This is a genomic window from Acidovorax sp. SUPP950, assembly GCF_030158935.1.
Classification (GTDB): domain Bacteria; phylum Pseudomonadota; class Gammaproteobacteria; order Burkholderiales; family Burkholderiaceae_C; genus Paracidovorax.
Genome location: NZ_BQXE01000004.1, coordinates 127,000 through 152,552 on the forward strand (window position 1 = coordinate 127,000; position 25,553 = coordinate 152,552).

24 protein-coding genes are annotated in these 25,553 nt (G+C 64.1%); 12 read left to right on the top strand and 12 right to left on the bottom strand.

Annotated elements, in window-relative coordinates; translation table 11 throughout:
- Positions 1-6: 6 nt before the first annotated feature.
- From tssF to AVME950_RS17535, 4 genes are all read left to right on the top strand, one after another.
- Complete coding sequence (gene tssF, locus AVME950_RS17520) at positions 7-1,881, top strand: type VI secretion system baseplate subunit TssF (RefSeq protein ID WP_284430796.1); 1,875 nt, start codon at positions 7-9, stop codon at positions 1,879-1,881.
- Positions 1,878-3,008, top strand: coding sequence for a type VI secretion system baseplate subunit TssG (gene tssG / locus AVME950_RS17525; RefSeq protein ID WP_284430797.1), 1,131 nt, complete (start codon positions 1,878-1,880; stop codon positions 3,006-3,008). Before tssF ends, tssG begins: the two co-directional genes overlap by 4 nt.
- A 37-nt stretch (positions 3,009-3,045) precedes the next feature.
- A complete protein-coding gene (tssH, locus tag AVME950_RS17530; RefSeq protein ID WP_284430798.1) occupies positions 3,046-5,793 on the top strand; it encodes a type VI secretion system ATPase TssH in 2,748 nt (915 codons plus the stop codon).
- A 494-nt stretch (positions 5,794-6,287) separates the two neighbouring features.
- Complete coding sequence (locus AVME950_RS17535) at positions 6,288-7,010, top strand: DUF2325 domain-containing protein (RefSeq protein WP_284430799.1); 723 nt, start codon at positions 6,288-6,290, stop codon at positions 7,008-7,010.
- A 140-nt stretch (positions 7,011-7,150) separates the two neighbouring features.
- Here the strand turns inward: AVME950_RS17535 and putA are convergent, their stop codons facing one another.
- Positions 7,151-10,912: a trifunctional transcriptional regulator/proline dehydrogenase/L-glutamate gamma-semialdehyde dehydrogenase gene (putA, locus tag AVME950_RS17540; protein ID WP_284430800.1), complete on the bottom strand. Its 3,762-nt coding sequence runs from the start codon at positions 10,910-10,912 to the stop codon at positions 7,151-7,153.
- Positions 10,913-11,016: 104 nt separating this feature from the next.
- On the opposite strand from putA, the gene AVME950_RS17545 reads away from it, so the two are divergent.
- The 3 genes from AVME950_RS17545 (at position 11,017) to rlmD (ending at position 13,403) form a co-directional block, all read left to right on the top strand.
- Positions 11,017-11,493, top strand: coding sequence for an Lrp/AsnC ligand binding domain-containing protein (locus tag AVME950_RS17545; RefSeq protein WP_284430801.1), 477 nt, complete (start codon positions 11,017-11,019; stop codon positions 11,491-11,493).
- 112 nt (positions 11,494-11,605) lie between these two features.
- Positions 11,606-11,920, top strand: coding sequence for a hypothetical protein (locus AVME950_RS17550; RefSeq protein WP_284430802.1), 315 nt, complete (start codon positions 11,606-11,608; stop codon positions 11,918-11,920).
- A 43-nt stretch (positions 11,921-11,963) separates the two neighbouring features.
- Positions 11,964-13,403 carry a 23S rRNA (uracil(1939)-C(5))-methyltransferase RlmD gene (gene rlmD, locus AVME950_RS17555; RefSeq protein ID WP_284430803.1) on the top strand — a complete coding sequence of 480 codons (1,440 nt, stop codon included), beginning with the start codon at positions 11,964-11,966 and terminating at the stop codon, positions 13,401-13,403.
- A 34-nt stretch (positions 13,404-13,437) separates the two neighbouring features.
- Here the strand turns inward: rlmD and AVME950_RS17560 are convergent, their stop codons facing one another.
- Positions 13,438-13,818, bottom strand: a complete 381-nt coding sequence (locus AVME950_RS17560; protein WP_284430804.1) for a hypothetical protein — start codon at positions 13,816-13,818, stop codon at positions 13,438-13,440.
- A 156-nt stretch (positions 13,819-13,974) separates the two neighbouring features.
- Complete coding sequence (locus tag AVME950_RS17565) at positions 13,975-14,667, bottom strand: Bax inhibitor-1/YccA family protein (RefSeq protein WP_272563846.1); 693 nt, start codon at positions 14,665-14,667, stop codon at positions 13,975-13,977.
- Between the two features lie 222 nt (positions 14,668-14,889).
- On the opposite strand from AVME950_RS17565, the gene AVME950_RS17570 reads away from it, so the two are divergent.
- Positions 14,890-15,297 (top strand): GlcG/HbpS family heme-binding protein, encoded by a 408-nt coding sequence (locus AVME950_RS17570; RefSeq protein WP_092745095.1) that lies wholly within the window; start codon positions 14,890-14,892, stop codon positions 15,295-15,297.
- A 212-nt stretch (positions 15,298-15,509) separates the two neighbouring features.
- On the opposite strand, the gene hemP is transcribed toward AVME950_RS17570, so the two are convergent.
- From hemP to yedA, 8 genes are all read right to left on the bottom strand, one after another.
- On the bottom strand, positions 15,510-15,728 hold the full coding sequence (gene hemP / locus AVME950_RS17575; protein WP_092745014.1) for a hemin uptake protein HemP: 219 nt from the start codon (positions 15,726-15,728) through the stop codon (positions 15,510-15,512).
- Between the two features lie 90 nt (positions 15,729-15,818).
- Positions 15,819-16,226 (bottom strand): ExbD/TolR family protein, encoded by a 408-nt coding sequence (locus AVME950_RS17580; RefSeq protein WP_284430805.1) that lies wholly within the window; start codon positions 16,224-16,226, stop codon positions 15,819-15,821.
- A gap of 3 nt (positions 16,227-16,229) precedes the next feature.
- Positions 16,230-16,946 carry a MotA/TolQ/ExbB proton channel family protein gene (locus tag AVME950_RS17585; protein ID WP_284430806.1) on the bottom strand — a complete coding sequence of 239 codons (717 nt, stop codon included), beginning with the start codon at positions 16,944-16,946 and terminating at the stop codon, positions 16,230-16,232.
- A 15-nt stretch (positions 16,947-16,961) separates the two neighbouring features.
- On the bottom strand, positions 16,962-17,663 hold the full coding sequence (locus AVME950_RS17590; protein ID WP_284430807.1) for an energy transducer TonB: 702 nt from the start codon (positions 17,661-17,663) through the stop codon (positions 16,962-16,964).
- Positions 17,664-17,760: 97 nt separating this feature from the next.
- The gene (locus tag AVME950_RS17595; protein ID WP_272552300.1) at positions 17,761-18,033 is read right to left on the bottom strand and encodes a (2Fe-2S)-binding protein; all 273 of its coding nucleotides are present in this window, start codon (positions 18,031-18,033) and stop codon (positions 17,761-17,763) included.
- 38 nt (positions 18,034-18,071) lie between these two features.
- Complete coding sequence (locus AVME950_RS17600; RefSeq protein ID WP_284430808.1) at positions 18,072-18,212, bottom strand: hypothetical protein; 141 nt, start codon at positions 18,210-18,212, stop codon at positions 18,072-18,074.
- Between the two features lie 34 nt (positions 18,213-18,246).
- The gene (locus AVME950_RS17605; protein WP_272552302.1) at positions 18,247-18,555 is read right to left on the bottom strand and encodes an SWIB/MDM2 domain-containing protein; all 309 of its coding nucleotides are present in this window, start codon (positions 18,553-18,555) and stop codon (positions 18,247-18,249) included.
- A gap of 222 nt (positions 18,556-18,777) precedes the next feature.
- Positions 18,778-19,701: a drug/metabolite exporter YedA gene (gene yedA, locus AVME950_RS17610; RefSeq protein ID WP_284430809.1), complete on the bottom strand. Its 924-nt coding sequence runs from the start codon at positions 19,699-19,701 to the stop codon at positions 18,778-18,780.
- Between the two features lie 93 nt (positions 19,702-19,794).
- On the opposite strand from yedA, the gene AVME950_RS17615 reads away from it, so the two are divergent.
- Positions 19,795-20,286: an Lrp/AsnC family transcriptional regulator gene (locus AVME950_RS17615; RefSeq protein WP_284430810.1), complete on the top strand. Its 492-nt coding sequence runs from the start codon at positions 19,795-19,797 to the stop codon at positions 20,284-20,286.
- Positions 20,287-20,307: 21 nt separating this feature from the next.
- On the opposite strand, the gene AVME950_RS17620 is transcribed toward AVME950_RS17615, so the two are convergent.
- Complete coding sequence (locus tag AVME950_RS17620; RefSeq protein WP_284430811.1) at positions 20,308-21,288, bottom strand: DMT family transporter; 981 nt, start codon at positions 21,286-21,288, stop codon at positions 20,308-20,310.
- A gap of 49 nt (positions 21,289-21,337) precedes the next feature.
- On the opposite strand from AVME950_RS17620, the gene AVME950_RS17625 reads away from it, so the two are divergent.
- The 3 genes from AVME950_RS17625 (at position 21,338) to thrS (ending at position 25,524) form a co-directional block, all read left to right on the top strand.
- Positions 21,338-21,766, top strand: coding sequence for a gamma-glutamylcyclotransferase family protein (locus AVME950_RS17625; protein ID WP_284430812.1), 429 nt, complete (start codon positions 21,338-21,340; stop codon positions 21,764-21,766).
- A 249-nt stretch (positions 21,767-22,015) separates the two neighbouring features.
- A complete protein-coding gene (aceA, locus tag AVME950_RS17630) occupies positions 22,016-23,335 on the top strand; it encodes an isocitrate lyase (protein ID WP_284430813.1) in 1,320 nt (439 codons plus the stop codon).
- Positions 23,336-23,604: 269 nt separating this feature from the next.
- Positions 23,605-25,524, top strand: coding sequence for a threonine--tRNA ligase (thrS, locus tag AVME950_RS17635; protein ID WP_284430814.1), 1,920 nt, complete (start codon positions 23,605-23,607; stop codon positions 25,522-25,524).
- Positions 25,525-25,553: the final 29 nt, after the last annotated feature.

Genomic DNA, 25,553 nt, shown 5'->3' on the forward strand with positions numbered 1-25,553 from the left:
GTCCCGATGAATCCTCGCCTGGTCGAGTACTACAACCGGGAACTCAGCTATCTGCGGGAACTGGGTGCCGAATTCGCGGCCGCCTTTCCCAAGGTGGCGGGGCGCCTGTCGCTGCGCGAACTGGAGGTGGCCGACCCTTATGTGGAGCGCCTGCTGGAGGGGTTCAGCTTCCTGACCGCCCGCATCCAGATGAAGATGGATGCGGAGTTTCCCCGGCTCTCCCAGCGCATTCTGGAAATGGTTTGCCCGCACTATCTGGCCCCCACGCCGTCGATGGTGGTGGTGCAGATGGACCCCAGCGCGAGCGAAGGGAGCCTGGCCGATGGCTACACGCTGCCGGTGGGCAGCGTGCTGAGGGCGCGCAAGACGGCTGAGGAGCAGACGCCATGCGACTTCCGCACCGGGCACGAGCTTACTTTGTGGCCAATCGATCTCACCCAGGCCCGTCTCGGCGGCCCGCCGCTGGATCTGCCGCTGTCGCGGCTGCGCCTGCCCGAAGAGCCAGCGGCACACCTGCGCATCGACTTGTCCACCCGTGGAGCGCTGCGGTTTTGCGACCTGCGCCTGGACCGGCTGGAGGTGCACATCTCGGCAGGCGATGCGGTGGCATCGCATCTGCAGGAGCTGATCCACGAGTCGCTGATCGGCATCGTGGTGCACGATGCGCAGGACCCCTCGCGGGTCTGGGCCCACCTGCCGGCCGACGCCCTGCAGGCAGAAGGCTACGAGCAGTCGCAGGCCCTGCTGCCGTACTCGCACCGCAGCTTCCAGGGGCACCGGCTGCTCCATGAGTATTTCGCGTTCCCGGCGCGGTTCCGGTTCTTCTCGATTCGCGGGCTGCAAACCGCACTGGCCAAGGCCGAGACCAAGGCTGTTGCGATCACCTTGCTGCTGCGCCGTGCCCAGCCTGCGCTGGAAGCCCAGGTGGATCGGCACAAGTTCCTGCTGCACTGCGTGCCCGCGATCAACCTGTTCGAACGCCCGGCCGACCGCATCCATGTGGCGCCGAACGTCAACGAATACCACGTGGTGCCCGACCGCACCCGCCCTCGGGATTTCGAGGTCTACAGCGTTCTGGGCGTGACCGGCCACCGCGAGGGTCAGCTCAACGACCGCGAGTTCGTGCCGCTGTTTTCTTCCATCCATGGCATCCGGTCCAGCGACCAGGCCTACTTTGCTGCGCGCAGGGAGCCTCGCCTGTTTTCGGAGCATGCGGCGCGCTTCGGCCCCCGCACGCAGTACCTGGGCAGCGAGGTGTTCATCTCCCTCGTGGATCAGCGGGAAGCCCCGTTTTCGGACGATCTCAAGCAGCTGAGCGTGCGCACCCTGTGCACCAACCGCGACCTGCCGCTGCTGATGGGCGGGCGCAGCAGCGAGGGCGATTTCACCACGGTGGAATCCGTGCCGGTGGACCGCGTTCGCACTGTCGCGGGCCCCACGCGGCCCACATCCAGCGTGGCCGAGAACGAGATCACCTGGCGCCTCATCTCGCACCTGTCCCTGAACTACCTGGCGATGACCGACCTGTCGGACGAAGAGGGCGCGGCCACGCTGCGCGATCTGCTGCGACTGTACCTCGACCTGGGCGACAAGGACCTGTCCGGCCAAGTCTCCAGCATCAAGGGCGTGGGCATTTCCGCCATCACCCGCCGCCTGCCGCAGCATGGGCAACTGGTCTATGGCCGTGGCGTGGGGGTCTCGGTCGGCGTGGACGAAAGCTCGCTGGCCGGTGTCAGCCCCTGGCCGCTGATGGCCGTGCTGGAGCGCTTCTTCGCGCGGCACGTGGGGGTGAACAGCTACACCGAACTGGCCCTCGATTCGCGCCAGCGCGGCCGCATCGCGCAATGGCGGGTGCGGCCCGGCCAAAGGCCCTGCACATGAGCCGTTTGCCCACGCTCGACGCGGGCGACGCCCGGCAGGCGCGGATTGCACGGCCACCGAGTGATGCCGGGGTGGCGCTCTTTTGGCAGAAGCTGAAAGACAACCCGCACGAATTCGATCTGTTCTTCACGTTGCGGCTGCTGCAGGCCCGCCAGCCTGAGTTTCCCCGGTTCGGCCGGGCCCTGCGGCCCCAGGGCGAGTCCCTTCGCCTGGGCCAGGACCCGTCGCTGGCCTTTGCCCCGGCGACCCTCGCGGAGGTCCTGCCCTCTGTGGCGGGCCAGCCAGAGCGGCTGATGGTGTGGAATTTCGGGCTCTACGGGCCCAACGGGCCGATGCCCACACACCTCACGGAGTACGTGCGCGAGCGCCTGAGGCAGTACGACGACCCGACGCTGGCGCGCTTCTCGGACATCTTCCACCACCGGCTCTTGCTGCTGTTCTTTCGGGCCTGGTCGGACCCGCAGCCGACCACCTCGCTGGACCGCGCGGGCGACGACTCCTTCGGCCGGCACGTGCGCAGCCTGGTGGGGCTGGGCGAGCCCACGCAACGGTCCCGCGACGCGGTGCCGGACCACGCCAAGCAGTACATGGCGGGCCACCTCACCCGCTGGACGCGCAACCCGGAAGGCCTGACGGCGGCCATTCGCCTGTATTTCGGCGTGCCGGTGGAGTTGATCGAATACGCGCTGCACTACCTGGAACTCGAACCCCGCCAGCAGACGCGGCTGTCGCGCAATGCCTGCAATTCTCAGTTGGGCGTGGACACCGTGGTCGGAAGCCGGGTGCCCGATGCACAGAGCAAATTCCGGTTGCGGATCGGGCCGCTCACGCTGGCGCAGTACGAACGCTTCCTGCCTTCAGGCGAAGACTTCCAGGCGCTGGTGGACTGGGTGCGCAACTACCTGGGCATCGAGTTCGCGTGGGACTTCGAACTGGTGCTGCGCCGCGAAGACGTGCCCCCCTGCCAGCTCGGCGGCGCCACGCGGCTGGGGTGGACGACCTGGTCCCTGTCGGCGCCCGCCACCCGCGATCCGGACGACTTCCGCCTGGACCCCGAGCACTGGCTGACCCTGCGCAAGGGCGCTGCGCGCCGCGCCACCTCGCCGCCCACATCCGCGCACACCTGATGCGTTCCCTTTTTAAAAACTGACTCACCGAGGTCCCATGTCTGAAATTAGCCGGCAAGCCCTTTTCGGAAAATTGAATCCCCTGCTGTTCAAGTCGCTGGAAAGCGCTACGGTGTTCTGCAAACTGCGCGGCAACCCGTATGTGGAGCTGGTGCACTGGCTGCACCAACTGCTGCAGGAAACCGATTCCGATCTGGTGCGCGTGTTCCGGCACTTCGAGATCGATGCCGAAAAGCTCGCGGCCGACGTGCTGCAGAGCCTGGACCGTCTTCCTCGCGGGGCCACCTCGATCAGCGATTTCTCGGCCCAGATCGAGACCGCCATCGAGCGCGGCTGGGTCTATGCCACGCTGATGTTCGGCGAGTCCCAGATCCGCAGTGCCTACTGGCTCTCCGGCATGGTGCGCACGCGTGCGCTGGCCAATGAATTGCGGGCCATCTCCAGCGAACTGGGCCGCTTGACGGAGCCGGCCTTGAGCGACGCGTTCGCGCGGCTGCTGCCCGATTCGCCGGAATCGCGCCTGGGCGCGGCAGACGGTTCCGGCCTCTCGGGCGTGCCCGGCGAGGCCAGTGGTGCCACAGGCCCGGCCGGCACGGGGCGTGGCGAGGCGTTGCAGAAATACACGGTCGATCTGACCGAGCGCGCGCGCCAGCAAGAGCTGGACCCCGTCACCGGGCGCGACGAAGAAGTCCGCCAGATGGTCGACATCCTGATGCGCCGCCGCCAGAACAACCCGATCCTCGTCGGTGAGGCCGGCGTGGGCAAGACGGCCGTGGTCGAAGGCCTGGCGCTGCGCATCGCGGCGGGCGACGTGCCGCCGCCACTCAAGGACGTGCAGCTGCGCGTCGTGGACATCGGCCTGCTGCAGGCCGGCGCCAGCATGAAGGGCGAGTTCGAGAACCGACTGCGGGCCCTGCTGGACGAGGTGCAGGCCAGCACGGCGCCCATCGTGCTCTTCATCGACGAGGTCCATACGCTGATCGGCGCGGGCGGTCAGGCCGGCACAGGCGATGCGGCCAACCTGCTCAAGCCGGCGCTCGCGCGCGGCGTGCTGCGCACCATCGGCGCCACCACCTGGGCCGAGTACAAAAAGTACATCGAGAAAGACCCGGCGCTCACCCGGCGCTTCCAGCTCGTGCAGATCCACGAGCCGGACGAAGCCAAGGCCGTGCTCATGCTGCGTGGCGTGGCCGCCAAGCTGGAAGGCCACCACCGCGTGCGCATCGGCGACGACGCGGTGGCTGCCGCCGTCAGCCTGTCGCACCGCTACATCCCCTCGCGGCAACTGCCGGACAAGGCGGTGAGCCTGCTGGACACCGCCTGCTCGCGCGTGGCGATGGGCCTGCATGCCACCCCGGCGCGCCTGGAGGCCGTGATCCGGCAACTGGAGTCGCTGGCGGTCGAAAAGGACATCGTGCAGCGCGAACTGGACCTGGGCGTGGGCGAGACCGAACGCTTCGACGAAATCAATGCGTCGCTGGCGCGGCTGGAGGCGGAGCATGAGGTGCTCAAGGCCCGCTTCGAAAGCGAAAAGGCCATGGTGCAGCAGATCGTGGACGCGGAGGCAGCCGTGCTGTCCCGCCGCGTGGCCAAGGAGGCCGCGGCCCAAGCTGCGGCGCAGGGCGGCACCGTGGCACCCGCCGATGCGCAGAGCCCGGCCGCTTCGGAGCCAGCGCCAGCGCAGGGCGATGGTGCGGACCCCGCGGCTGTCCACCAGTTGAGCGGCCTGCGCGGTGAACTGCTGCGCATGCAGGGCGAGGACCCGCTGCTGCAGCCCGTGGTCGATGCCAGCGTGGTGGCCGCCGTGGTGGCGGAATGGACCGGCATTCCGGTGGGCCGCATGGTGCGCGACGAGGTCAAATCGGTGCTCACGCTCGCGGACACGCTGGAAAAGCGGGTGATCGGCCAGCGGCACGGCCTGGAGGCCATCACGCGGCGCATCCAGACCGCCCGCGCGCAACTGGACAATCCGGGCAAGCCCATCGGCGTGTTTCTGCTGGCGGGTCCGTCGGGCGTTGGCAAGACCGAGACCGCGCTTTCGCTCGCCGAGGCGCTGTACGGTGGCGAGCAGAACCTCATCACCATCAACATGAGCGAGTTCCAGGAAGCGCACACGGTCTCGACCCTGAAGGGCGCGCCGCCCGGATACGTGGGCTATGGCGAAGGCGGCGTGCTGACCGAGGCCGTGCGCCGCCGCCCCTACAGCGTGGTGCTGCTCGATGAGATCGAGAAGGCCCACCCCGACGTGCATGAACTGTTCTTCCAGGTGTTCGACAAGGGTTGGATGGAAGACGGGGAAGGACGTTACATCGATTTCAAGAACACGGTGATCATCCTGACCTCCAACGTGGGTTCGGAGTTGATCGCCGGCATGTGCCGCGACCCCGATCTGGTGCCGCCGCCCGAGGCGCTTGCCAAGGCCGTGCGCCAGCCGCTGCTCGAAAATTTTCCGGCCGCGCTACTGGGCCGGCTGGTGGTGGTGCCGTACTTCCCCATCTCCGACGCGATGTTGGACCAGATCATCCGCCTGCAGCTGCAGCGCATTCAGACGCGCATCCTGGAGCGGCACAACGCGCAGTTCACGTTCGACGAGGCCGCGGTGCAGCTGATCCGCCAGCGCTGCAGCGAGGTCGAATCCGGCGCGCGCATGGTGGACGGCATCATCACGCAGAACCTGCTGCCGCGCTTGGCCATGCAGTTCCTGCAATCGTCCGTGGACGCGCACGTGATCCGCCAGATCCAGCTCAGCGCATCGGACAGCGATTTCGAGATCGTGTTCGGTTGATGCGGACGATCCATGGCCCCTGGCGCAGGGGCCATGGAGGCTGGCGCCGGCCCCAGGGCTGCCGGCAAGGGCGAGGGAATGGTGCTGGCGGCAGGCGCTCGCACGCCGGTGAAGGCCGCGCGGCATTTGCAGTCTGCAAAGGACGCCGTTCATTCGTTCGAACGGATGCATTCATCGCAAAAAAAGCCTGGCTACGCGAGCACGCCCGTTGGCTGGCAAAAAACGACCCGTCGGACGGAGAGTCCGGGAGTCGCCCCACGATGAAACCGGTTGGGGGCTGACCGGGCTTAGCGGTGGATTCTGAGAAGAAGCCACCGAAGGCCCTGGTCAACGATTGACGCCAGTGTATCATTAAATGAGAATGGTTATCAATCAAATATGCCGCGATCGCAGCGGCACCTCAGCAGTTCACTGCGGGTCGAGCAGGGGCGCAGCCCGATGCGCCGCGCTGGACATCGGGCTCGTCCCGCATCGGTTTGAAAAAGGGAGCGCAGATGACCGCCACGCCGTTGGAAGATCTCATCGAGGAACACCGGGTCCTTCTGGACGGGTATGGGCGGGCGCAGATTCGCTGCAGCCGCCTGCTGACCATGCAAGCCACCGAGATCGAGCGTCTGCAGGCCCAGGCCATCCGCCTGCGGGCACGGGCCATCGTGGCCGAGACGGCGCTGGCATTCGCCCGCGAGGAAGCCGCCGAAGGGAACGCCGCTGCGCTCCAGGGCCCGGCTCGGCGGCGCGCCATGGGCCGGCAGATCGAAGCCCTGGGGCAGCGCATTCATGAGCTGATGCACGAGGTGCTGCACTGGCAGTGGCGGGCCGCACGCTCCCATCACACCATGCCTGTGCCCGCCATGGCGTTGCGGGCGGTAGCGAGTGAAACGCTATCGGCCCAGCCAGGGGCCATGCGGTCCGTGGTCTGCATTGCGCCGGATGCCGCGGGCAGCCTGATCGCGCAGCCGGTGGGCCGCAAGCCGGAAGCGGCGGTGGAAGAAAGCGCCGCCGCATTGTCCGGCGGAAATGCGGCGCTGGAAGCCAGCCTGATCGCCGCCGACTTCGTCATCTGCCAGACCGGCTGCGTCGGCCATGACGACTATTGGCGGGTGCAGGACCACTGCAAGCGCACGGGCAAACCGTGCGTGCTGGTGGACCAGCCACAGGTCGTTCAGATCATGCGAGGGCTGGCGCATCCGCAGGATGAGCCTGTGCCGCAGCGGTAGGCCAGCAGCCCGTGCACCGCGGGCTTCGACCGCGCGTGGCCATTAGCAGCTGATGATCGATCGCTATTAAATTTATAGCAATATGCCCTAGTCAATCATGCTCTGGAGGCCATTTTGACCAGGGGCCCCTTTGCCGCGCGTCAGGCCATGGTCATCAGGCTGGCATTGCCGCCCGCCGCTGCGGTGTTCACGCTCAGGGCGCGTTCAATCACCAGCCGCTCCAGCGGCACCACCGTGGTCCCCCCTGCCAGCGTGGTAATGCCCACGATGGGGCCCGGCCGCTGCGCCATCTGCTGGCACAGTGCCGCCAGTGCTTCGGCGCTCCCCTGGTGCAGCACGGCGTCCAGCGCCACGCCGGGACTGCGCCAGTCGTTCACCAAGGCCACGCGTGTTTGCACGCTGGCGGGCAGCCGGGCATGCAGGGCGCTGGCTTCGGCCGCCGGCCACACCGCGCTGCCCCCGACCGCCAACACCGCCGCCAGCTGGGTCAACTGATCGCTGTCGTTGTCGGCCAGGCAGAGCGTGCGGGCACGCGGCGCCAGCGTGTATTGGTTGCGCTCGCCCGTGGGGCCCGGCAGGGTGCAAGCCAGGCCGGCCACCGCGGCATCGGCCAAGGCCTTGCAGGCCGCTGCCAGCGTGGCATGGCCTGCGCCCGGTGCCCAGTCGGCCAGCGCCTGCAGCGGTGCCTGCAGCACGGCGCGCGCAGCGGCGTCCGGTGGGGCGGCGGCCGTGCTGCCGATGGCGGTACGCGCGGCGTCGGCCGGGTGTTGGGACAGCAGGCGCAGCAGGTACAGCGGCCCGCCGGCCTTGGGACCCGTGCCCGACAGCCCCTCGCCACCGAAAGGCTGTACGCCCACGACGGCGCCCACCATGTTGCGGTTCACATAGACATTGCCCGCGTGCGCGCGGCGCACCACGCGCTCCACCGTCTCGTCGATGCGCGTGTGCAGCCCCTGTGTGAGGCCGTAGCCCGTCGCGTTGATCTGGTCGAGCAGGGTGTCCAGCCCATCGCTGGCGTAGCGCACCACGTGCAGCACAGGGCCGAACACTTCGCGCTTGAGCTCGCCGATGCTGGACAGCTCGATCAGCGTCGGGACGACGAAGGTGCCGCGCGCCAGCACTTCGGCATCCACCGTTGGGCGGAATACGGCGCGCCCCTGGGCGCGCAGCGTGGCCACATGCTGCTCGATGACGGCGCGGGCCTCTTCGTCGATCACCGGGCCCACGTCCACCGCCAGCAGGCCGGGATCGCCCACGGTCAATTCGGCCATGGCGCCCTTGAGCATGGTGATCACGCGGTCGGCTGCATCGGTCTGCACGCACAGCACGCGCAGGGCGGAGCAGCGCTGGCCGGCGCTGTCAAAGGCCGAGGCCACCACGTCGCCCACCACCTGCTCCACCAGCGCGGAGGAGTCCACGATCATCGCGTTCTGCCCGCCGGTTTCGGCAATCAGCGGAATCGGGCGGCCGTGCGCGTCGAGCCGTCCGGCCACGCTGCGCTGCAGGATGCGCGCGACTTCGGTGGAACCGGTGAACATCACGCCCATCACACGGGCATCGCCCACCAGCCGGGCGCCCACCGTCTCGCCACGCCCTGGCAGCAGTTGCACCGCACCTTGCGGCACGCCCGCTTCATGCAGCAGGCGCACGGCTTCGGCTGCGATCAGCGGGGTTTGCTCCGCCGGTTTGGCCAGCACGGTGTTGCCGGCGGCCAGGGCGGCGGCCACCTGTCCCATGAAGATGGCGAGCGGAAAATTCCATGGGCTGATGCAGACCACGGGGCCGAGCGGGCGGTGGGTTTCGTTGTCGAAATGGCCCTCGGTCTGCACGGCGTAGTAGCGCAGGAAGTCCACCGCCTCGCGCACTTCGGCCACCGCGTTGGCGCAGGTCTTGCCGGCCTCGCGCATCAGCAGGCTCATCAGCTGGGGCAGGCCCGCCTCCAGCAGTCCGGCGGTGCGCCGCAGCGCAGCGGCCCGTGCGCCGGGCGCCATGGCGGCCCAGGCGAGGCCGGCATCGCAGGCAGCCTGCAGCGCGCAGTCCACATCGGCCTCGGTCGCCTCCTGCACGTGGCCCACGACATCGGTGGGGTCTGCAGGGTTGCGCACCGCCAGCGTCGTGCCTGCATCGGCCACCGGCCCGTCGATGAGGGGCTCGGCCTGCCAGAACTGCTGCCTTTCAGCGGCCAGCGCATTCGACAGCCGGGCCAGCACGGATTCGTTGGACAGGTCCACCCCCGCCGAATTGGCGCGGCGGGCTCCGTACAGGTCCTTGGGCAGCGGAATGCGGGGATGGGGCAGGGCGGTGGTGCCTTCCGCCGCCGCGGCGGCATCCACCGTGGCGACGGGGTCGCTCACGAGCGATTCCAGCGCCAGCGTGGTGTCGGCCACGCGGTTCACGAACGAGGTGTTGGCACCGTTTTCCAGCAATCGGCGCACGAGGTAGGCGAGCAAGGTTTCGTGTGTGCCCACCGGCGCGTAGATGCGGCAGGGGCGGCCCAGCTTGCCGTCCGATGGTGCGCCCACCACCTGCTCGTACAGCGGCTCGCCCATGCCGTGCAGGCACTGGAACTCGTACTGTCCAGGCTGGTAGCTGGGGCCCGCGAGCTGGTAAATGGTGGCCAGCGTCTGCGCGTTGTGCGTGGCGAACTGGGGGTACACCATGTCGGTGGCGGCGAGCAGTTTGCGTGCGCAGGCGATGTAGGAGACGTCGGTGTGGGCCTTGCGGGTGTACACCGGGTAGTCGGACAGGCCGTCCAGCTGAGCGCGTTTGATCTCGCTGTCCCAGTAGGCGCCCTTGACCAGGCGGATCATCAGGCGGTGCCCGGTGTTGCGGGCCAGGTCGATCACCCAGTCGATCACGTGCGGACAGCGCTTCTGGTAGGCCTGGATGACGAAGCCGATGCCGTTCCAGCCCGCCAGCGACGGGGCGCGGCACAGCCGCTCCAGCAGGTCGAGCGACAGCTCCAGCCGGTCGGCCTCTTCGGCGTCGATGTTCAGTCCGATGTCGTACTGGCGGGCCAGCTCGACCAGTTGCAGTACCTTGGGGTACAGCTCGTCCATCACGCGGGCATATTGCGCCCGGCTGTATCGCGGATGCAGCGCCGACAGCTTGATCGAGATGCCGGGACCCTCGTAAACCCCGCGGCCGGCGGATGCCTTGCCGATGGCATGGATCGCCTCCACGTAGGAACGCAGGTAGCGCGCCGCATCGTCGGCGGTCAGCGCGGCCTCGCCCAGCATGTCGTAGGAGTAGCGAAAGCCCTGTGCCTCCATCGCGCGGGCATTGGACAGCGCCTGTTCGATCGTTTCGCCCGTGACGAACTGCTCGCCCATCATGCGCATCGCCATGTCCACGCCCTTGCGGATGAGGGGCTCGCCGCCCTTGGCGGTCAGGCGCCGCAGTGCGGAGGTCAGGCCGCGCTCGCTGTGCGTGGCCACCAGCTTGCCGGTGAGCAGCAGCCCCCAGGTGGCGGCGTTCACGAACAGCGAGGGGCTCTTGCCCAGGTGGGGCTCCCAGTCGCCCGAGCGGATCTTGTCGCGGATCAACGCGTCGCGCGTTGCACTGTCGGGAATGCGCAGCAGGGCCTCGGCCAGGCACATGAGTGCAACCCCTTCTTGTGAAGACAGGGCGAACTCCTGCAGCAAGCCCTGCACGATGCCCGCCCGTCCGCCAGCGCTCTTGCGATGGCGCAACGTGTCGGCCAGGCGCAGGGCCAGCGCCTGGATGTCTCCGGACACGCTGCCCGGCAGGCGCGCCAGATCCAGCAAGGGAGCCAGTGCCTGCGGCTCGGGCCGCCGGTATGCGGCGGTGATGGCGTGGCGCAACGGATGGCTGTCCGGTGGGCGGGGCGCAAAGGCGAAATCGTTGGTTTCGGGTGCGGCAGAGTCGGCGGAGAGGGACATGGCGGCGTAGGAGAACCAGTGAGCTGGAGGTCTGTGCATCATGCAAGCGATTAATTTGAATTACTTTCCAAAAAAACCCGATAGAACAGAATAAAAATCCAAAGATGCAAGACTCCGAACCTTCCCTGGATCGCATCGATCGCCGCATCCTCAAAACGCTGCAGGAAGACGGACGCATCGCGAACCTCAAACTGGCCGAGCGCGTGGCCCTGTCGCCCACGGCCGTGCTGTCCCGCGTGCAGCGTCTCACCCGCGACGGATACATCTTGGGTTACGAGGCGCGGCTCAATCCGCTCAAGCTCGGGGCGGGGCTGCTGGTGTTCGTGGAGGTGTTGCTGGATCGCACGACCCCCAATGTGTTCGACCAGTTCAAGGCGGCGGTGCAGGTGCACCCCGAGATCCTGGAGTGCCACATGGTGGCGGGTGGGTTCGACTACCTGCTCAAAACCCGCTCGGCCGACATGACGGCCTACCGCGAATTTGCCGGCCATGTGCTCTGGCAACTGCCCGGCGTGCGCGAGACGCGAACCTACGCCGTCATGGAGGAGGTCAAGCACTCCACCCACCTGAATCTGGGCTGAACGGGGCGCCGTCTGTCGCACCAGGACTCCCATCGCTGATCCGCCATGGCATGAAGTCCGCAATAATCTGCGCCATTCATCTGCGATAACGCACCGAGGAAGGGATCCACCCATGCCAGTCATCCGCTATGCCGCCGCCGCGCTCCTGGCCGGCTTTTTCTCCCAGGGCGCGTCTGCCGCCTGCTACCTCGTCTATGGCGCCGACCAGCAGGTGATTTACCGCTCGCAACGGCCTCCGGTGGACCTGGCCCGCCAGGTGCACGAAACGCTTCCCCGCGTGGTTCCCGGCGGCACGCTGGTGTTCACGCTCGACAACTACGGCTGCGAATTGGAGATCAACCGGCTTCCCGTGTCTGCATCCATGGGCGGCGCTTCGGTGCAAGCGCTGCCCGCCACGCCGCGCCGCGCGCGTGCCGACCGCAGCTGACGCCTCGCGCCGGGAAGGGCGGCCGGCCTGAGACAATCGGGGGATGAGCGACCCCACAGAAACACCGATCCCCACGAACGAATGGCCGCAAGGCTGGCTGGAAGTCACGTCCATGGACATGGACGCCCAGGGCGTGGCCCGCAAGCCCGACGGCAAGGTCGTCTTCATCGACGGCGCCTTGCCCCTGGAACTCGTCACGGCCAATACCCACCGCAAGAAGAATAACTGGGAGCAGGCCAGCCTCACGGCAATCCACCGCGAATCGTCGCAACGCGTGCGCCCGGGCTGCCCGCATTTCGGCCTGCATGCCGGGGCCTGCGGCGGCTGCAAGATGCAGCACCTGCACGTGGCCGCCCAGGTGGCCGTGAAGCAGCGGGTGCTGGAGGACAACCTCTGGCACCTGGGCAAGGTCAAGGCCGAGACCATCATGCGGCCCATCGAAGGCCCGGCCTGGGGATACCGCTACCGTGCGCGCCTCTCGGTCCGTTACGTGATCAAGAAAGGCCAGGTGCTCGTCGGCTTCCACGAGCGCAAGAGCCGCTACGTCGCCGACATGGAGGTCTGCCCCGTGCTGCCGCCCCATGTGAGCGCCATGCTGGTGCCGTTGCGCGCCCTGATTGCCTCCATGGAGGCCCGCGACACCTGCCCCCAGATCGAGCTGGCCTGCGGCGACCAAGTCACCGCCCTCGTCCTGCGGCACCTGGAACCCCTGAGCGAGGACGACCTGGTCAAGCTGCGTGCCTTTGCGGCCGAGCAGGGCGTGCAGTGGTGGCTGCAGCCCAAGGGGCCCGATACCGTGAAGCTGCTGGATGCCGAGGGCGAGCAGCTGTCCTATGCACTGCCTGACTTCGGCATCACCATGCCGTTCAAGCCCACGGATTTCACCCAGGTGAACCCGCACATCAACCGCGTCCTGGTGGCGCGTGCCTTGCGCCTGCTGGACGCGCGCAAGGAGGAGCGGGTGATCGACTGGTTCTGCGGCTTGGGCAACTTCACGCTGCCCATCGCCACCCAGGCGCGCGAAGTGCTGGGCATCGAAGGCAGCGAGGCCCTCGTGGCCCGTTCGCGCGAGAACTACCGTTACAACCAGGCCCAGGCCGCCGAAGGACAGCCCCTGGCCCCGACGGACTTCGTCGCTAGGAATCTGTTCGAAATGACCCCGGAGATGTTGGTGGCCGATGGCGTGGCGGACAAGTGGCTGGTCGACCCACCCCGCGAAGGGGCCTTCGCCCTCGCCAAAGCCCTGGCGGACATCCACCAAGCACGCCTGGGTGCCGAAGAGGCGCCTGCGCTGCCGGCAGGGGCAGAAGGATGGGTTCCACCCCAGCGCATCGTGTACGTGAGCTGCAATCCGGCCACGCTGGCACGCGATGCGGGGTTGCTGGTGCACCAGGCGGGCTATCGGTGCGTGGCCGCGGGCGTGGTCAACATGTTTCCCCACACGGCACACGTGGAGAGCATGGCGGTGTTCGAGCGCGCCTGACGGTGCCGTCGATGCGGGCTGACCAGTGTGGCGGTCAGCTGCGGTTGCGGGAGGCGACGCCGGACTCGCCAGACTCCCCGGCTTCACCGCCGCGGCTGGCGCGATCGGGCTTGGCCTCCAGCTTGCCCAGCACCGAGGGCGAGCCCTCGAGCTTGTTGTCACGCATGTACTGATCCATGTCTTTCCAGCCGGCAAAGACCGAGGCCTTGGCGGCCTTGGGGTTCAGCGTGAAGCAATCCTCCAGGCCGCGCAGCGCATGCCGGCAGGCGCCGCCGATCGCCTTGGCTTCGGCCTCCTTCTGAACCACTCGGGGATCGGGTCCCAGGCCCGGAATCTCGCAGCCGGACAAAAGCACCAATGCCAGGGATGCTGCGGCGTAGCGCGGACGGAGGAGGGGGGCTGGAAAATGAGCCATGTGGTTTGATTATCGGCACGGCGCCTGGAGGATTGAGGGCGAGGCCCTGCTTTTCCGTGGAATATTCCCGAACGCATTGATGCAACACCCCCCGCACCATGAAAAAAGGCCTCTTGCGAGGCCTTTTTTACGTCAACGTTCAATCAGAGCAGCGCATCAATCGCGCTCGCCACCCGCGATGCCCAGCAGGGCCAGCAGGCTTTGGAACACGTTGAAGATGTCCAGGTACAGGGCCAGCGTGGCACTGATGTAGTTGGTCTCGCCACCGTCCAGGATCTGCTTGAGGTCATACAGCATGTAGGCGCTGAAGATGCCGATGGCGGCGACCGAGATTGCCATCATTCCGGCCGAAGAGCCGACGAACACGTTGATGATGGCGCCGACCATGAGCACCATCGCACCCACGAACAGCCATTTGCCCATGCCTGACAGATCGCGCTTGATCACGCTGGCCAGGGTGGCCATCACGAAGAACACGCCTGCCGTGCCGGCAAAGGCGGTCATGATCAGATCGGTACCGTTCTTGAAGCCCAGCACCATGCCGATCAGGCGAGACAGCATCAGCCCCATGAAGAACGTGAAGGCCAGCAGCACGGGAACGCCCGCAGCAGAGTGCTTGGTCTTCTCGATCGCATACATGAAGGCGAAAGCGCCACCCAGGAACACGATCAGCCCGACGCCGCCACGCAGCGACTGGGTGATGCCGGTTGCGACGCCGACCCACGCGCCCAGCACCGTCGGCAGCATGCTCAGCGCAAGCAGCCAATAGGTATTGCGCAGCACTTTCTGCCGCTGCTCCTGCGAGACCCCATATCCCGCTGAGCCCAGGGTGGTGACTTGGTCGTTCATCTTCTATCTCTCCTTTGAGGCCTGCACAGCGCAGACGTACAAATTCTAGGTGGTGCCGATCTCGGCGCTTTCAAATACCCTCTCTCGATCCCGTACTTTAAGGATGCAGTCTTTTGCCTTGGGCCCGCAGAGCGCCGCCATGGGGAGCCGGTATGCTCGTGGACTTCGTTGGGCCATCGGCCCTGCCTTCCCTGATTTGAACTGGACTGGACTGCTACCGCCATGAAAAACAAACCCGAACTCGAAGCCGCCGATGTCAAGAAGATCGCTGCGGCGGCCGAGGCCGAAGCCCTCAAGAACCAATGGGCGGTCACGATTGCCATCGTGGACGATGGTGGGCATCTGCTGTCCCTTCAGCGCCTGGATGGGGCCGCTCCGGTGTCGTCCCACATCGCTCCCGGGAAGGCCCGCACGGCCGCGCTGGGACGCCGTGAAAGCAAGGTCTACGAAGACATCGTCAACGGTGGCCGTACCGCGTTTCTGAGTGCTCCATTCATCGACGGCCTGCTGGAAGGCGGCGTGCCCATCATGAAGGACGGCCAGTGCCTGGGCGCAGTGGGGGTGAGTGGCGTGAAATCAACGGAAGATGCGCAAATCGCCAAGGCAGGCATCGCCGCATTGGGCCTTTGAATCGGCGGTGGTCGGGATGCCCAGCCAATGCCGTAGTGGACATGACGCGCGGCAGACACCGGATCCGCATGGCATATAAAAAAACCGGCCTGTAGGGCCGGTTTTGTTTTTGGGGTGGTGAGAAAAAAAGCCTGGCTACGCGGGCAACCCGTTGGCTGGCAAATACGACCCTTCAGGCACTGAGGTGCCCTGGAGTCGCCCCACGATGAAACCTATTTGGTCAGAATCAGTTTGCCCAGTTTGGTGGCCTGCAGGCGGTAGACCGAACCGTTGTGGCAGATGGCCACGGTCTTCTGGCCTTTGAGCAGCTCCCGGCTATCGACGGCCGGTGCGGAGCTTGCCAGATGCGCGGCGCCGGACGGCTCGCGCTCCTGAAAGACGGCGGAGCCAAAAAAAGACGAAGAAGGCAGGGCGTTGAGACTGGCGTGCATGAGAAATCCTCTGTGCTTTGCGATTGGGTTAATGATAACCATTCTCAATTGTTCGTCAAGTGACGCGCTTGCCTATCTTGTAAATATTTATCACTGGGGCTCGGTCACGAACCCGATCTTGCGCACGCCGGCCCGCTGGGCGGCAGACATGGCCTGTGCCACGCGCTCATAGCGGACCTCCTTGTCGCCACGGATGTGCAGATCGGGTTGCGGATCCTTGACCGCTTCGGCCTTGAGGCGGGGTTCGAGCTCGTCGTCGCTGATCGTCAGTTCGTTCCAGTGGTATTTGCCATCGGCGGTGACACTCAGGCGGATGGTCTCGGGCTTGACGTCTTCGCGCTGATTGGAGGCACGTGGCAAGTCCACCGGCACGGCGTGCTTCATCACTGGCACCGTGATGATGAAGATGATGAGCAGCACCAGCATGACGTCCACCAGCGGCGTCATGTTGATTTCGTTCATCACCTCGTCGGAGTCGTCCTGGGTTCCGAAAGACATGTTTCAGCCCTTCTTGATCGGCAGCACCTTGGCTTGTTCGCCAGGGGCGCTGACGCGTGCGCCTGTCACGAAGTAGGCGTGCAGGTCATGCGCGAAGCTGTTCAGGTTGTTCAGGATGGACTTGTTTCCCCGCACCAGCGCGTTGTAGCCCAGCACGGCAGGAATCGCCACGGCCAAGCCGAGGGCCGTCATGATCAGTGCCTCGCCGATCGGGCCGGCCACCTTGTCGATGGTCGATTGGCCCGAAGTGCCGATCGCCACCAGCGCGTGGTAGATGCCCCAGACGGTGCCGAACAGGCCGATGAACGGAGCGGTCGAGCCGACCGAGGCCAGCACCGCCAGGCGCGATTGCACGCGGGCCGTGAACTCGTCGATGCAGTTGCGCAGGCTGCGCGTGACCCAGTCGCTCACATCCAGGCTGTCATGCAGATGCGCCTTGGTATTGCGGTGGTGCGCCGTGGCTTCGCGCCCTTCCAGGGCCAGATGGCGGAAGGGGTTGGCAGGGTCGTCGCCGAGCTTGCTCAGGCCGGCGGCGAAGTCTTCGCTATGCCAGAAATCGCGTGCACCACGCGCATGTTTCTTGAAGCGGAAGATGTCCATCGCCTTGATCAGGATGACGATCCAGGAGGCCAGAGACATGCCGAGCAACAGCACGGCAACAGCGCGGGTGACAAAGTCACCCTGGATCCAAACGTTGGCAATGCCGAAATGCGATTCCATGAAAACTCCTGAAAATTATTCGAGAACAAAATTGACGGGGACCAGGTTCCACATGGTCTCGGGCTCGCCGTTGCGTTTGCCCGGCACGAAGCGCCAGCGCATCACGGCTTCCTGTGCTTGGCGGTCCAGCCGGTCGAAGCCGCTGGACTTGTTGATTTCCACCTTCTGCGGAAGCCCGTCCGTGCCGATGAGCACACGCAACACGACCTTGCCTTGTTCACCCAGCCGCTTGCTGATGGCGGGGTAGGTCGGTCTGGGATTGTTCAGGTAGGCCGCATCGCTGGAAGGCAACTCGATCTTGGGAGGGGCCGGCGGCGCGGGAGGAGCGGGCGGCGGTGCAGGGGGCGCCATGGGTGCCGCGATGGGGGGCGCAGGCGGCTGGGGTTCGGTAATCCCGGTGGGCGCATTGGGCGCAGGCGTGGGGTCGGGAATGGCCACCGGCATGGGCGCCGGACGCGGGGCAGGCGCTTTTGGGGCTGGTTTTGGCGGAGGCGGCGGCGCCGGCTTGGGTGGCGGTGGAACGGGTGGAGCAGGGGGCGCTGGCGGCGTGATGAATTCGCTCAGTACCTCGGCAGGCACGATGACCTCTGCGGCCTTGCGCAGCAGGCCCGACTGCAGTGCCCACAATCCGGCCACATGCAGCAGCACGACGGAGCCTGCGATCACGGCGTTGCGGCTCACACCCCGTGAGGAGCCATATCGATCAAATTGGGACATAAAAATGATAGCTGCCAACGCCCACAGGACAAGCGCCAGAGGCCTAGAAGGCCAAGTTACTTACGGAAGATCCACCACACGGAGCCGATGACGAGAATCAGGCTGCCTGCGAGGGTTGAGAGCAGTTCCATGCTTTGCTTTCCAGGATGGAGTTGGCAAGCTGGATCGTCTGCGAAGCGATCTCTTTGTGCAGCGCGGCGACCGGATGCGAAACGCTGCATTGGGCCACGACATCCCGTGCGCAGCTTTCGCAACGGCCGCATTGGGTGGCCACGCCCAGCTCAAACTGGATCTCGTCGAAACTCATGCCAGCATGTGCATGGCGTGCAATTTCGCGGTCAGAAACCCGGCGGCAGACACAAACGATCATGGTGCAGGCAGTGTTGGCTGGCTGTTGACAATGGGGTATTATAAATGCGAATTCATCGCATTTGCAATCCTTTGGTTTCTTGCTTGTTGAAAAGCAGTGGATTGACACACCGGCAGCACTTGGGTTCCCGGTGGCCCAGGCGAAAAAAAGCCGGCAGTGGTGCCGGCTTCGTTTTTCATTCGCCGCCTGCTGAACGTGCAGACGATGGAATGCTTACTTCACGTGTTTGCCGATCAGGCCAGCCATTTCGAACATGGAAACCTGGGGCTTGCCGAACACTTCCTTGAGCTTGGCGTCGGCATTGATCATGCGCTTGTTGCTGGCGTCTTGCAGGTCGTTGGCCTTGATGTAGACCCACAGCTTGCTGATGATCTCGGTACGGGGCAAGGGCGTGGAGCCCACGACGGCAGCCAGGGCAGGGCTGGGCGTAAGGGCTTTCATGAAAGCGGCGTTCGGGGTGCGCTTCTTCGCGGGAGCTGCGGCCTTGGCTTCGGAGGCCGGCGCTTTCTTTGCAGTTGCCATGTTGGGTTTTCCTTGTTGGAAGTGAAATATCGTCACCAGCGAAAACCTGCTTCTCCACTGGCCCGCAGATGCTACTGGGAAAAAAACGCGTTTCCAAGCGAGGCAGGGCTTTTTTTGCCTCCATTTGTTGCTTGGGTACCGCGCAAGCGCCACGGTGCTGGCGCCCGTCACCGCCATTGCAATGGGATGCGCACGATCTTCGGTGGCGCATCGGCTGCGATCTCAGCGCGATCGCCGCGAGACAAAAATGGCTGCGACCGCGGACAGGATCAACGCGCAGGCGCCCCATTCGCCGGCGGTCAGATGCTCGCCAGCGATGGCGCTGCCGAGCAGCAAGGCGATGAGCGGGTTGACGAAGGCATAACTCGATGCCAGTGCCGGCGTCGCATGGCGCAGCAGATAAAGGTAGGCGCTGAATCCCACCAGCGAGCCCAGCGTCACCAGGTAGAGCCATGCCAGCAAGGCTTCGGGTCGCGGCGGCCACGCGGGCTTCTCGCCCAGCGCCAGGGAGACGGCCATCAGCACAGCGCCTCCGCACAGCATTTCGCTGGCGAAACCACTGGCCCCGTCGGCCAGCGGAAAGCGCGTGGTGGACAGCACAGACCCCAAAGACCAGCACAAGGTCGCCGCGAGGATGCAGACCATGCTGAGAGGGGACGCGGAAAAGCTGGCACCTTGCACCAGTACCAACACACCCAGGGCCCCCAGCAGCATGCCCACCGTCTCGCCACGGGTCGGACGCCTTCCCCACAAGAGTCCCCATGCGGCGATCATCATTGGCACCACGGCCACGCAGGCCGCGATGAGGCCGGAGCCGACGTGCACGCTGGCGGTGGCCGTTAGCCCCATCCCGCCGCCCAGCATCAGAGCGCCGACGATGAGGGCATGCATCCATTGCCGCTTCGTCGGCAGCTTCGGTGCGCTGCCGCTTTGGGGCTTGCGCCACGCCACCCATGCCATCAGCAGTGTGCCTGCAGCGAGAAAGCGGGTTCCCATCTGGAAAAACGGTGGAAAGCTTTTGAGGGCCACCTGGATGGCCAGATAGGTCGAGCCCCAGATGAGGTAGCAGGCCAAAAGGGCCAGGAGCAGCACCGTGGGCAGGCTGCGTGCAGCGGGGCTGGCGGGGGATGTAGAAAGTGAAGTCATGCCGCAAATGCTATGCAGGCTGAGTGTGATTTTCCATGGCATTTGAAAGGCTGGAAATATAGATTGCCTTTGTTTCAATGGTTAAATAACGCCATGACCGAATTTTCTCAATTGGATGCTCACGACGGCAGAATCCTCGCTGAATTGCAGCAGGATGCCCGCATTTCGATGGCCGAACTGGGCCGCCGGGTGCACCTCAGTCAGCCTGCAGTGACCGAGAGGGTTCGCAAACTGGAAGCTTCGGGGGTGATCCGGGGCTACGGTGTTCGTCTGGATTACGCCCGTTTGGGCTATGGCATTCGGGCCATCATCCGCGTGGGCCGGGCGGAATATGCCCGGGTGGTTCGACTGATCGAAGAGACGCCCGAGGTCTTGAATGCCTACAACGTCACGGGGGAAGACAGCTGGGTCCTGGAAATCGCAGTGATCGATGTCAGCCACCTGGATGCCGTGGTCACGGGGTTCTGCCTGCTGGCGGAAACCTCCACGTGCATCGTGCTCAACGCCCCTCGCGAGCACGCGCAGGTGTTGCCGGCGCGGCGCGACAGCATCAAGCCCCCCATCCGCAAAGTGACAGGGCATTAGCCCCTGGAGCAGAAGGCGGAATCAATGCCGAGGTGATTGCGAGTCCATCGCTTTGGCATTGGCTTCGGATGAACGCTGGCGCACTGAAGATTTTTCAGGAAGCGTGGCCAGGACGACGCTGGCGATCGCAATACCGAAAGCGATCAGTTGAACTGGTGCAAGACGCTCTCCGAGCACCAGCACCCCCACCAACGCCGCGCTGATGGGAAGCATCACCGTAAAGACGCCGCCTTGTGCGGCAGGCACCGCCTTGAGCCCCGTCATCCACAGCCACACGGTCCACATGCTCGCGGCCAGTGCGTAGAAGACGAGCAACGTCCAAAGACCGGGTGTGAGGCTGGCAAAGTCAAAATGCCATGCTGCGTACAGTCCCATGGGGGTGGCCAGTGCGAATCCCCACAGGTTGATCAACGAAGTGATTCGGCGCGGCCCCAGCGTGCCCGTCAGTTTCTTGCCGATGACCGAATAGGCCGCCTCGCACAGAACGGCGCCCAGCAAGAGCAATTGCCCAAGCCAAACCAGGTTGGGAGCGTTTTCGCCCTCATGCCGGGAATTTGATTGGGTGTGATGCTCTGAATTTGATAGCGAAAAGAGCGCGATGCCGACGACGGCGCACCCGACCGCGATCCAGGTCCTCGTAGAGACCTTTTCCTTCAGGAAGAACCAGCTCATGACTGCCACTGCGGCAGGTATTCCGGCCATCGTCACCCCTGCCGACACGGCGCTGGTGAGACTCACACCCGAGATCATGCAAAGGGTGAAGAGGAAGTTACCCAGAAAAGACTCGAGAAACAGCAGGCGCCGCACCTGCGGTGTCATCGGGCCCTCATCCGCCGGTTTCTTGAGCCAGTGGAGCATTCCCAATCCCCCAATGCCGAATCGCATCCAGGCCAGTAGGAAGACCGGCAGCGCGGCCGCCAGTGGCTTGGACAAGGCGACATAGCTGCCCACGAGCGACATGCTCAATGCAAGGCAGAGATAGGCGATGGGGCGGCTTGGCATGTTCGCGTGTTGGCTAGACTTTGCGGGTAGTACCCTGGAGCGCGCCATCATGCCCGACGAAACCCTTCATCCTTTTTCACGCTACGTTTTTGTCTATGGCACTTTGCGCCGTGGCGGCAGCAATGACATCACCCGTTTGACGCCCCGCGCGACCTTCCTGGGGGAGGCCACCGTCTGCGGAACGCTGTACGACCTCGGTGCCTATCCCGGCATTGCGCTGCATTTGGCGGACGTGCGGGAGCCGGGCGATTTTTCGGTGCACGGGGAGGTCTATGCGATTTCGCCCGAACTGGAGATCCAGTTGGACGAAATCGAGGGGCTGCTGCCCGAACCCAATGGCGAGTACGAAAAACGGGAGATCTCGGTCTCCGTCGGAGGGCAGGAGCTGGAATGCCTGGTGTATGAAATCAATTCCGAATACTTGCAGAACGCCACCCGGATCGTGCATGGCGACTGGATGACCGATCGCCGAACCTGATTTTTTGTATCGCAAAATTTGATTTTCACATTGCAAAAATACATGATGCTGCGCTGCAGAAAAATTTCTTGATATGAGAAATTAAATTTCGCAATAAGAGAGGGCGTGAATAAGTTGTTGATTTAAAACAATAAATTTTATCTCTTATATAAGATATAAGAGCTTGATCAAGTCTTGTACAAGACTTAAAGTGATCTCCAAGGGCGGCCTCTTGCAGCCCGGCTCATCAACCAACCCACGGAGTGACTTATGCCGCAATCCTTCAATGAACAGCTCAGCCGCGAACAGCAAATTGCCGCCCTTGAAAAAGACTGGGCACAGAACCCGCGTTGGAAGGGCATCAAGCGCGGCTACAGCGCTGCGGATGTTGTTCGTCTTCGGGGCTCCTTCCAGGTGGAATACACGCTGGCACGGCGTGGCGCTGAAAAACTGTGGGGTTTGGTCAACAACGAACCTTATGTGAACTGCCTGGGCGCGCTCACGGGAGGCCAGGCCATGCAGCAAGTCAAGGCCGGCATCAAGGCGATCTACCTGTCGGGCTGGCAGGTCGCGGCAGACAACAATGAATACGCGGCGATGTACCCCGACCAGTCGCTGTATCCCGTCGATTCGGTGCCGAAGGTGGTGGAGCGCATCAACAACGCTTTCACCCGCGCCGATGAAATTCAGTGGTCCAAAGGGGCCAATCCTGGCGACGCAGGCTTTGTCGACTACTACGCGCCCATCGTGGCCGACGCGGAGGCAGGCTTCGGTGGCGTGTTGAACGCTTACGAGTTGATGAAGGCCATGATCCGCGCGGGGGCCGGCGGTGTGCATTTCGAAGATCAGTTGGCGTCTGTGAAGAAGTGTGGCCACATGGGCGGCAAGGTGCTGGTTCCCACCCAGGAGGCAGTGCAGAAGTTGATTGCTGCACGCATGGCTGCAGATGTCTACGGCGTGCCGACCCTGGTGATCGCGCGGACCGATGCGGAGGCCGCCGATCTGATCACCAGCGATTACGACGCCAATGACAAGCCGTTTCTGACAGGTGAGCGCACGGCCGAAGGTTTCTACAAGACCAAGAAGGGCTTGGATCAGGCCATCAGCCGCGCCGTTGCATATGCGGATTACGCGGATCTGGTGTGGTGCGAGACGGGCACGCCGGACCTGGAGTTCGCGAAGAAGTTTGCGGATGCCGTGCATGCCAAGCACCCCGGCAAGCTGCTGGCGTACAACTGCTCGCCATCATTCAACTGGAAGAAGAACCTCGACGATGCCACCATCGCCAAGTTCCAGCGCGAGCTGGGCGCCATGGGCTACAAGTACCAGTTCATCACGCTGGCCGGCATCCACAGCATGTGGTTCAACATGTTCGATCTGGCGCAGGATTATGTAAATCGCGGCATGTCGGCCTATGTCGAGAAGGTGCAGGAGCCTGAATTCGCAGCACGCGAGCGTGGCTACACCTTCGTGTCGCACCAGCAAGAAGTGGGCACCGGTTATTTCGACGACGTGACCACGGTGATCCAGGGTGGCAAATCCAGCGTGACGGCACTCACGGGTTCGACCGAAGAAGAGCAGTTCCACTGACCTGGCGCTGTCGATGGGCCTGGGGCATCAAGGCCCCAGGCTTTTTCCATTGGGGGCAGGTTAGAATCCCGCGACCACCCATCAGCACAAGAGCGAGAAAGGCACATCTGGTTATGACACCGCGAACTACAACGGAGATGTTGACCGGCCTTTAAGGCTGCCTGTTCGCGCCTGCACAGATTTGCACTCTTCTTCCAAAAGCGCGGACTTCGTTCCGCGCTTTTTGCTTTGTGGCACCGCGCGCCACCCCCCTCGACAAGGATTCTTCAATGATTCAGATCACGCTTCCCGACAATTCCCAACGCGAATATCCTGGCCCGGTGACGGTGGCAGAGGTGGCCCAGTCCATCGGTCCAGGACTGGCCAAGATGACGGTGGCAGGCAAAGTGGATGGGCGCCTGGTGGATGCCAGCGATGTGATCGATCACGATGCCCGCCTGCAAATCATCACGCCGCGCGATGAGGAAGGCTTGGAGATCATCCGCCACTCCTGCGCTCACTTGGTTGGCCACGCCGTGAAGCAACTCTATCCGACGGCCCGGATGGTCATTGGCCCCGTCATCGACGAAGGCTTTTACTACGACATCGCCTATGAGCGCCCCTTCACGCCCGACGACATCGCTGCCATCGAGCAGCGCATGAAGGAACTGATTGCGCAGGACTACGACGTGATCAAGAAGATGACCCCGCGGGACGAGGTGATCGAGGTGTTCAAGGCGCGTGGGGAAGACTACAAGCTGCGCCTTGTGGAGGACATGCCCGAAGAGAAGGCCATGGGTCTGTACTACCACCAGGAGTACGTGGACATGTGCCGTGGCCCCCACGTGCCCAACACGCGATTCCTGAAAGTCTTCAAGCTGACCCGGGTGTCCGGTGCGTACTGGCGTGGCGATGCCAAGAACGAGCAATTGCAGCGCGTCTACGGTACTGCGTGGGCCGACAAGAAAGACTTGGATGCGTACGTCAAACGCATCGAGGAGGCCGAGAAGCGCGATCACCGTCGCCTCGGCAGAGAACTGGACCTGTTCCACATCGACGAGCACTCGCCCGGTACCGTTTTCTGGCACCCCAAAGGTTGGACGATCTGGCAGGGCGTCGAACAGTACATGCGTCAGGTGTATCGCGACAACGGCTATCAGGAGGTGAAAGGCCCGCAAATCCTGGACAAGCACCTGTGGGAAAAAACGGGGCACTGGGACAAGTACCGCGAGAACATGTTCACGACGGAGAGCGAAAAGCACGACTACGCGCTCAAACCGATGAACTGCCCTGGGCACATCCTGATCTTCAACCAAGGCGTGAAGAGCTATCGCGATCTGCCTTTGCGCTTCGGCGAGTTCGGTCAGTGCCATCGCAATGAGCCGACGGGCGGCCTGCATGGAATCATGCGGGTGCGTGCGTTCACCCAGGATGATGGACACATTTTCTGCACCGAAGAACAGATCCAGCAGGAGTGCATCAACTTCACGACGCTGCTGCAAAAGGTCTATAAAGACTTCGGCTTCACCGACATCATCTACAAAGTCGCCACGCGTCCCGAAAAGCGCATCGGCTCCGAAGAAAGCTGGGACAAGGCAGAGAGTGCACTGATTGAAAGCCTGAAAGCCTCTGGTTGCGACTATCAAATCGCCGTTGGTGACGGCGCTTTCTACGGCCCCAAGCTGGAGTACACCTTGCGCGATGCCATTGGCCGTCACTGGCAATGCGGCACCATTCAGGTCGATCCTTCCATGCCTGAGCGGCTGGGTGCCGAATACGTGGGAGAAGATGGTGCCCGGCATCGCCCCATCGTTTTGCACCGTGCCATCGTTGGCAGCCTGGAACGCTTCATCGGAATTCTGATCGAACAGCACGCAGGCGCATTGCCAGTCTGGTTGGCTCCAGTGCAGGTGGCCGTGCTGAACATCACGGGTGCACAGGACGATTACTGTCGTGAAATCGCCGCAAAGCTTCAAAAAGCACTGCCGAATCAAGACCTTAGGGTGGCGCTTGACCTGCGTAACGAAAAGATTACGTATAAAATACGAGAGCATTCGTTGCAAAAGCTGCCTTACATCATCGTCGCCGGTGAGAAAGAAAAGGCAGCAGGAGCTGTCGCAGTGCGCGCCCGGGGCAATCGAGACCTCGGTGTGATGTCCCTCGAAGCGTTCGTAGCGCTCATCGCCCAGGACATCGCTTCTAAAGCTTGATTTGGTGTCAAACTTGGCTTTAGCCCGCG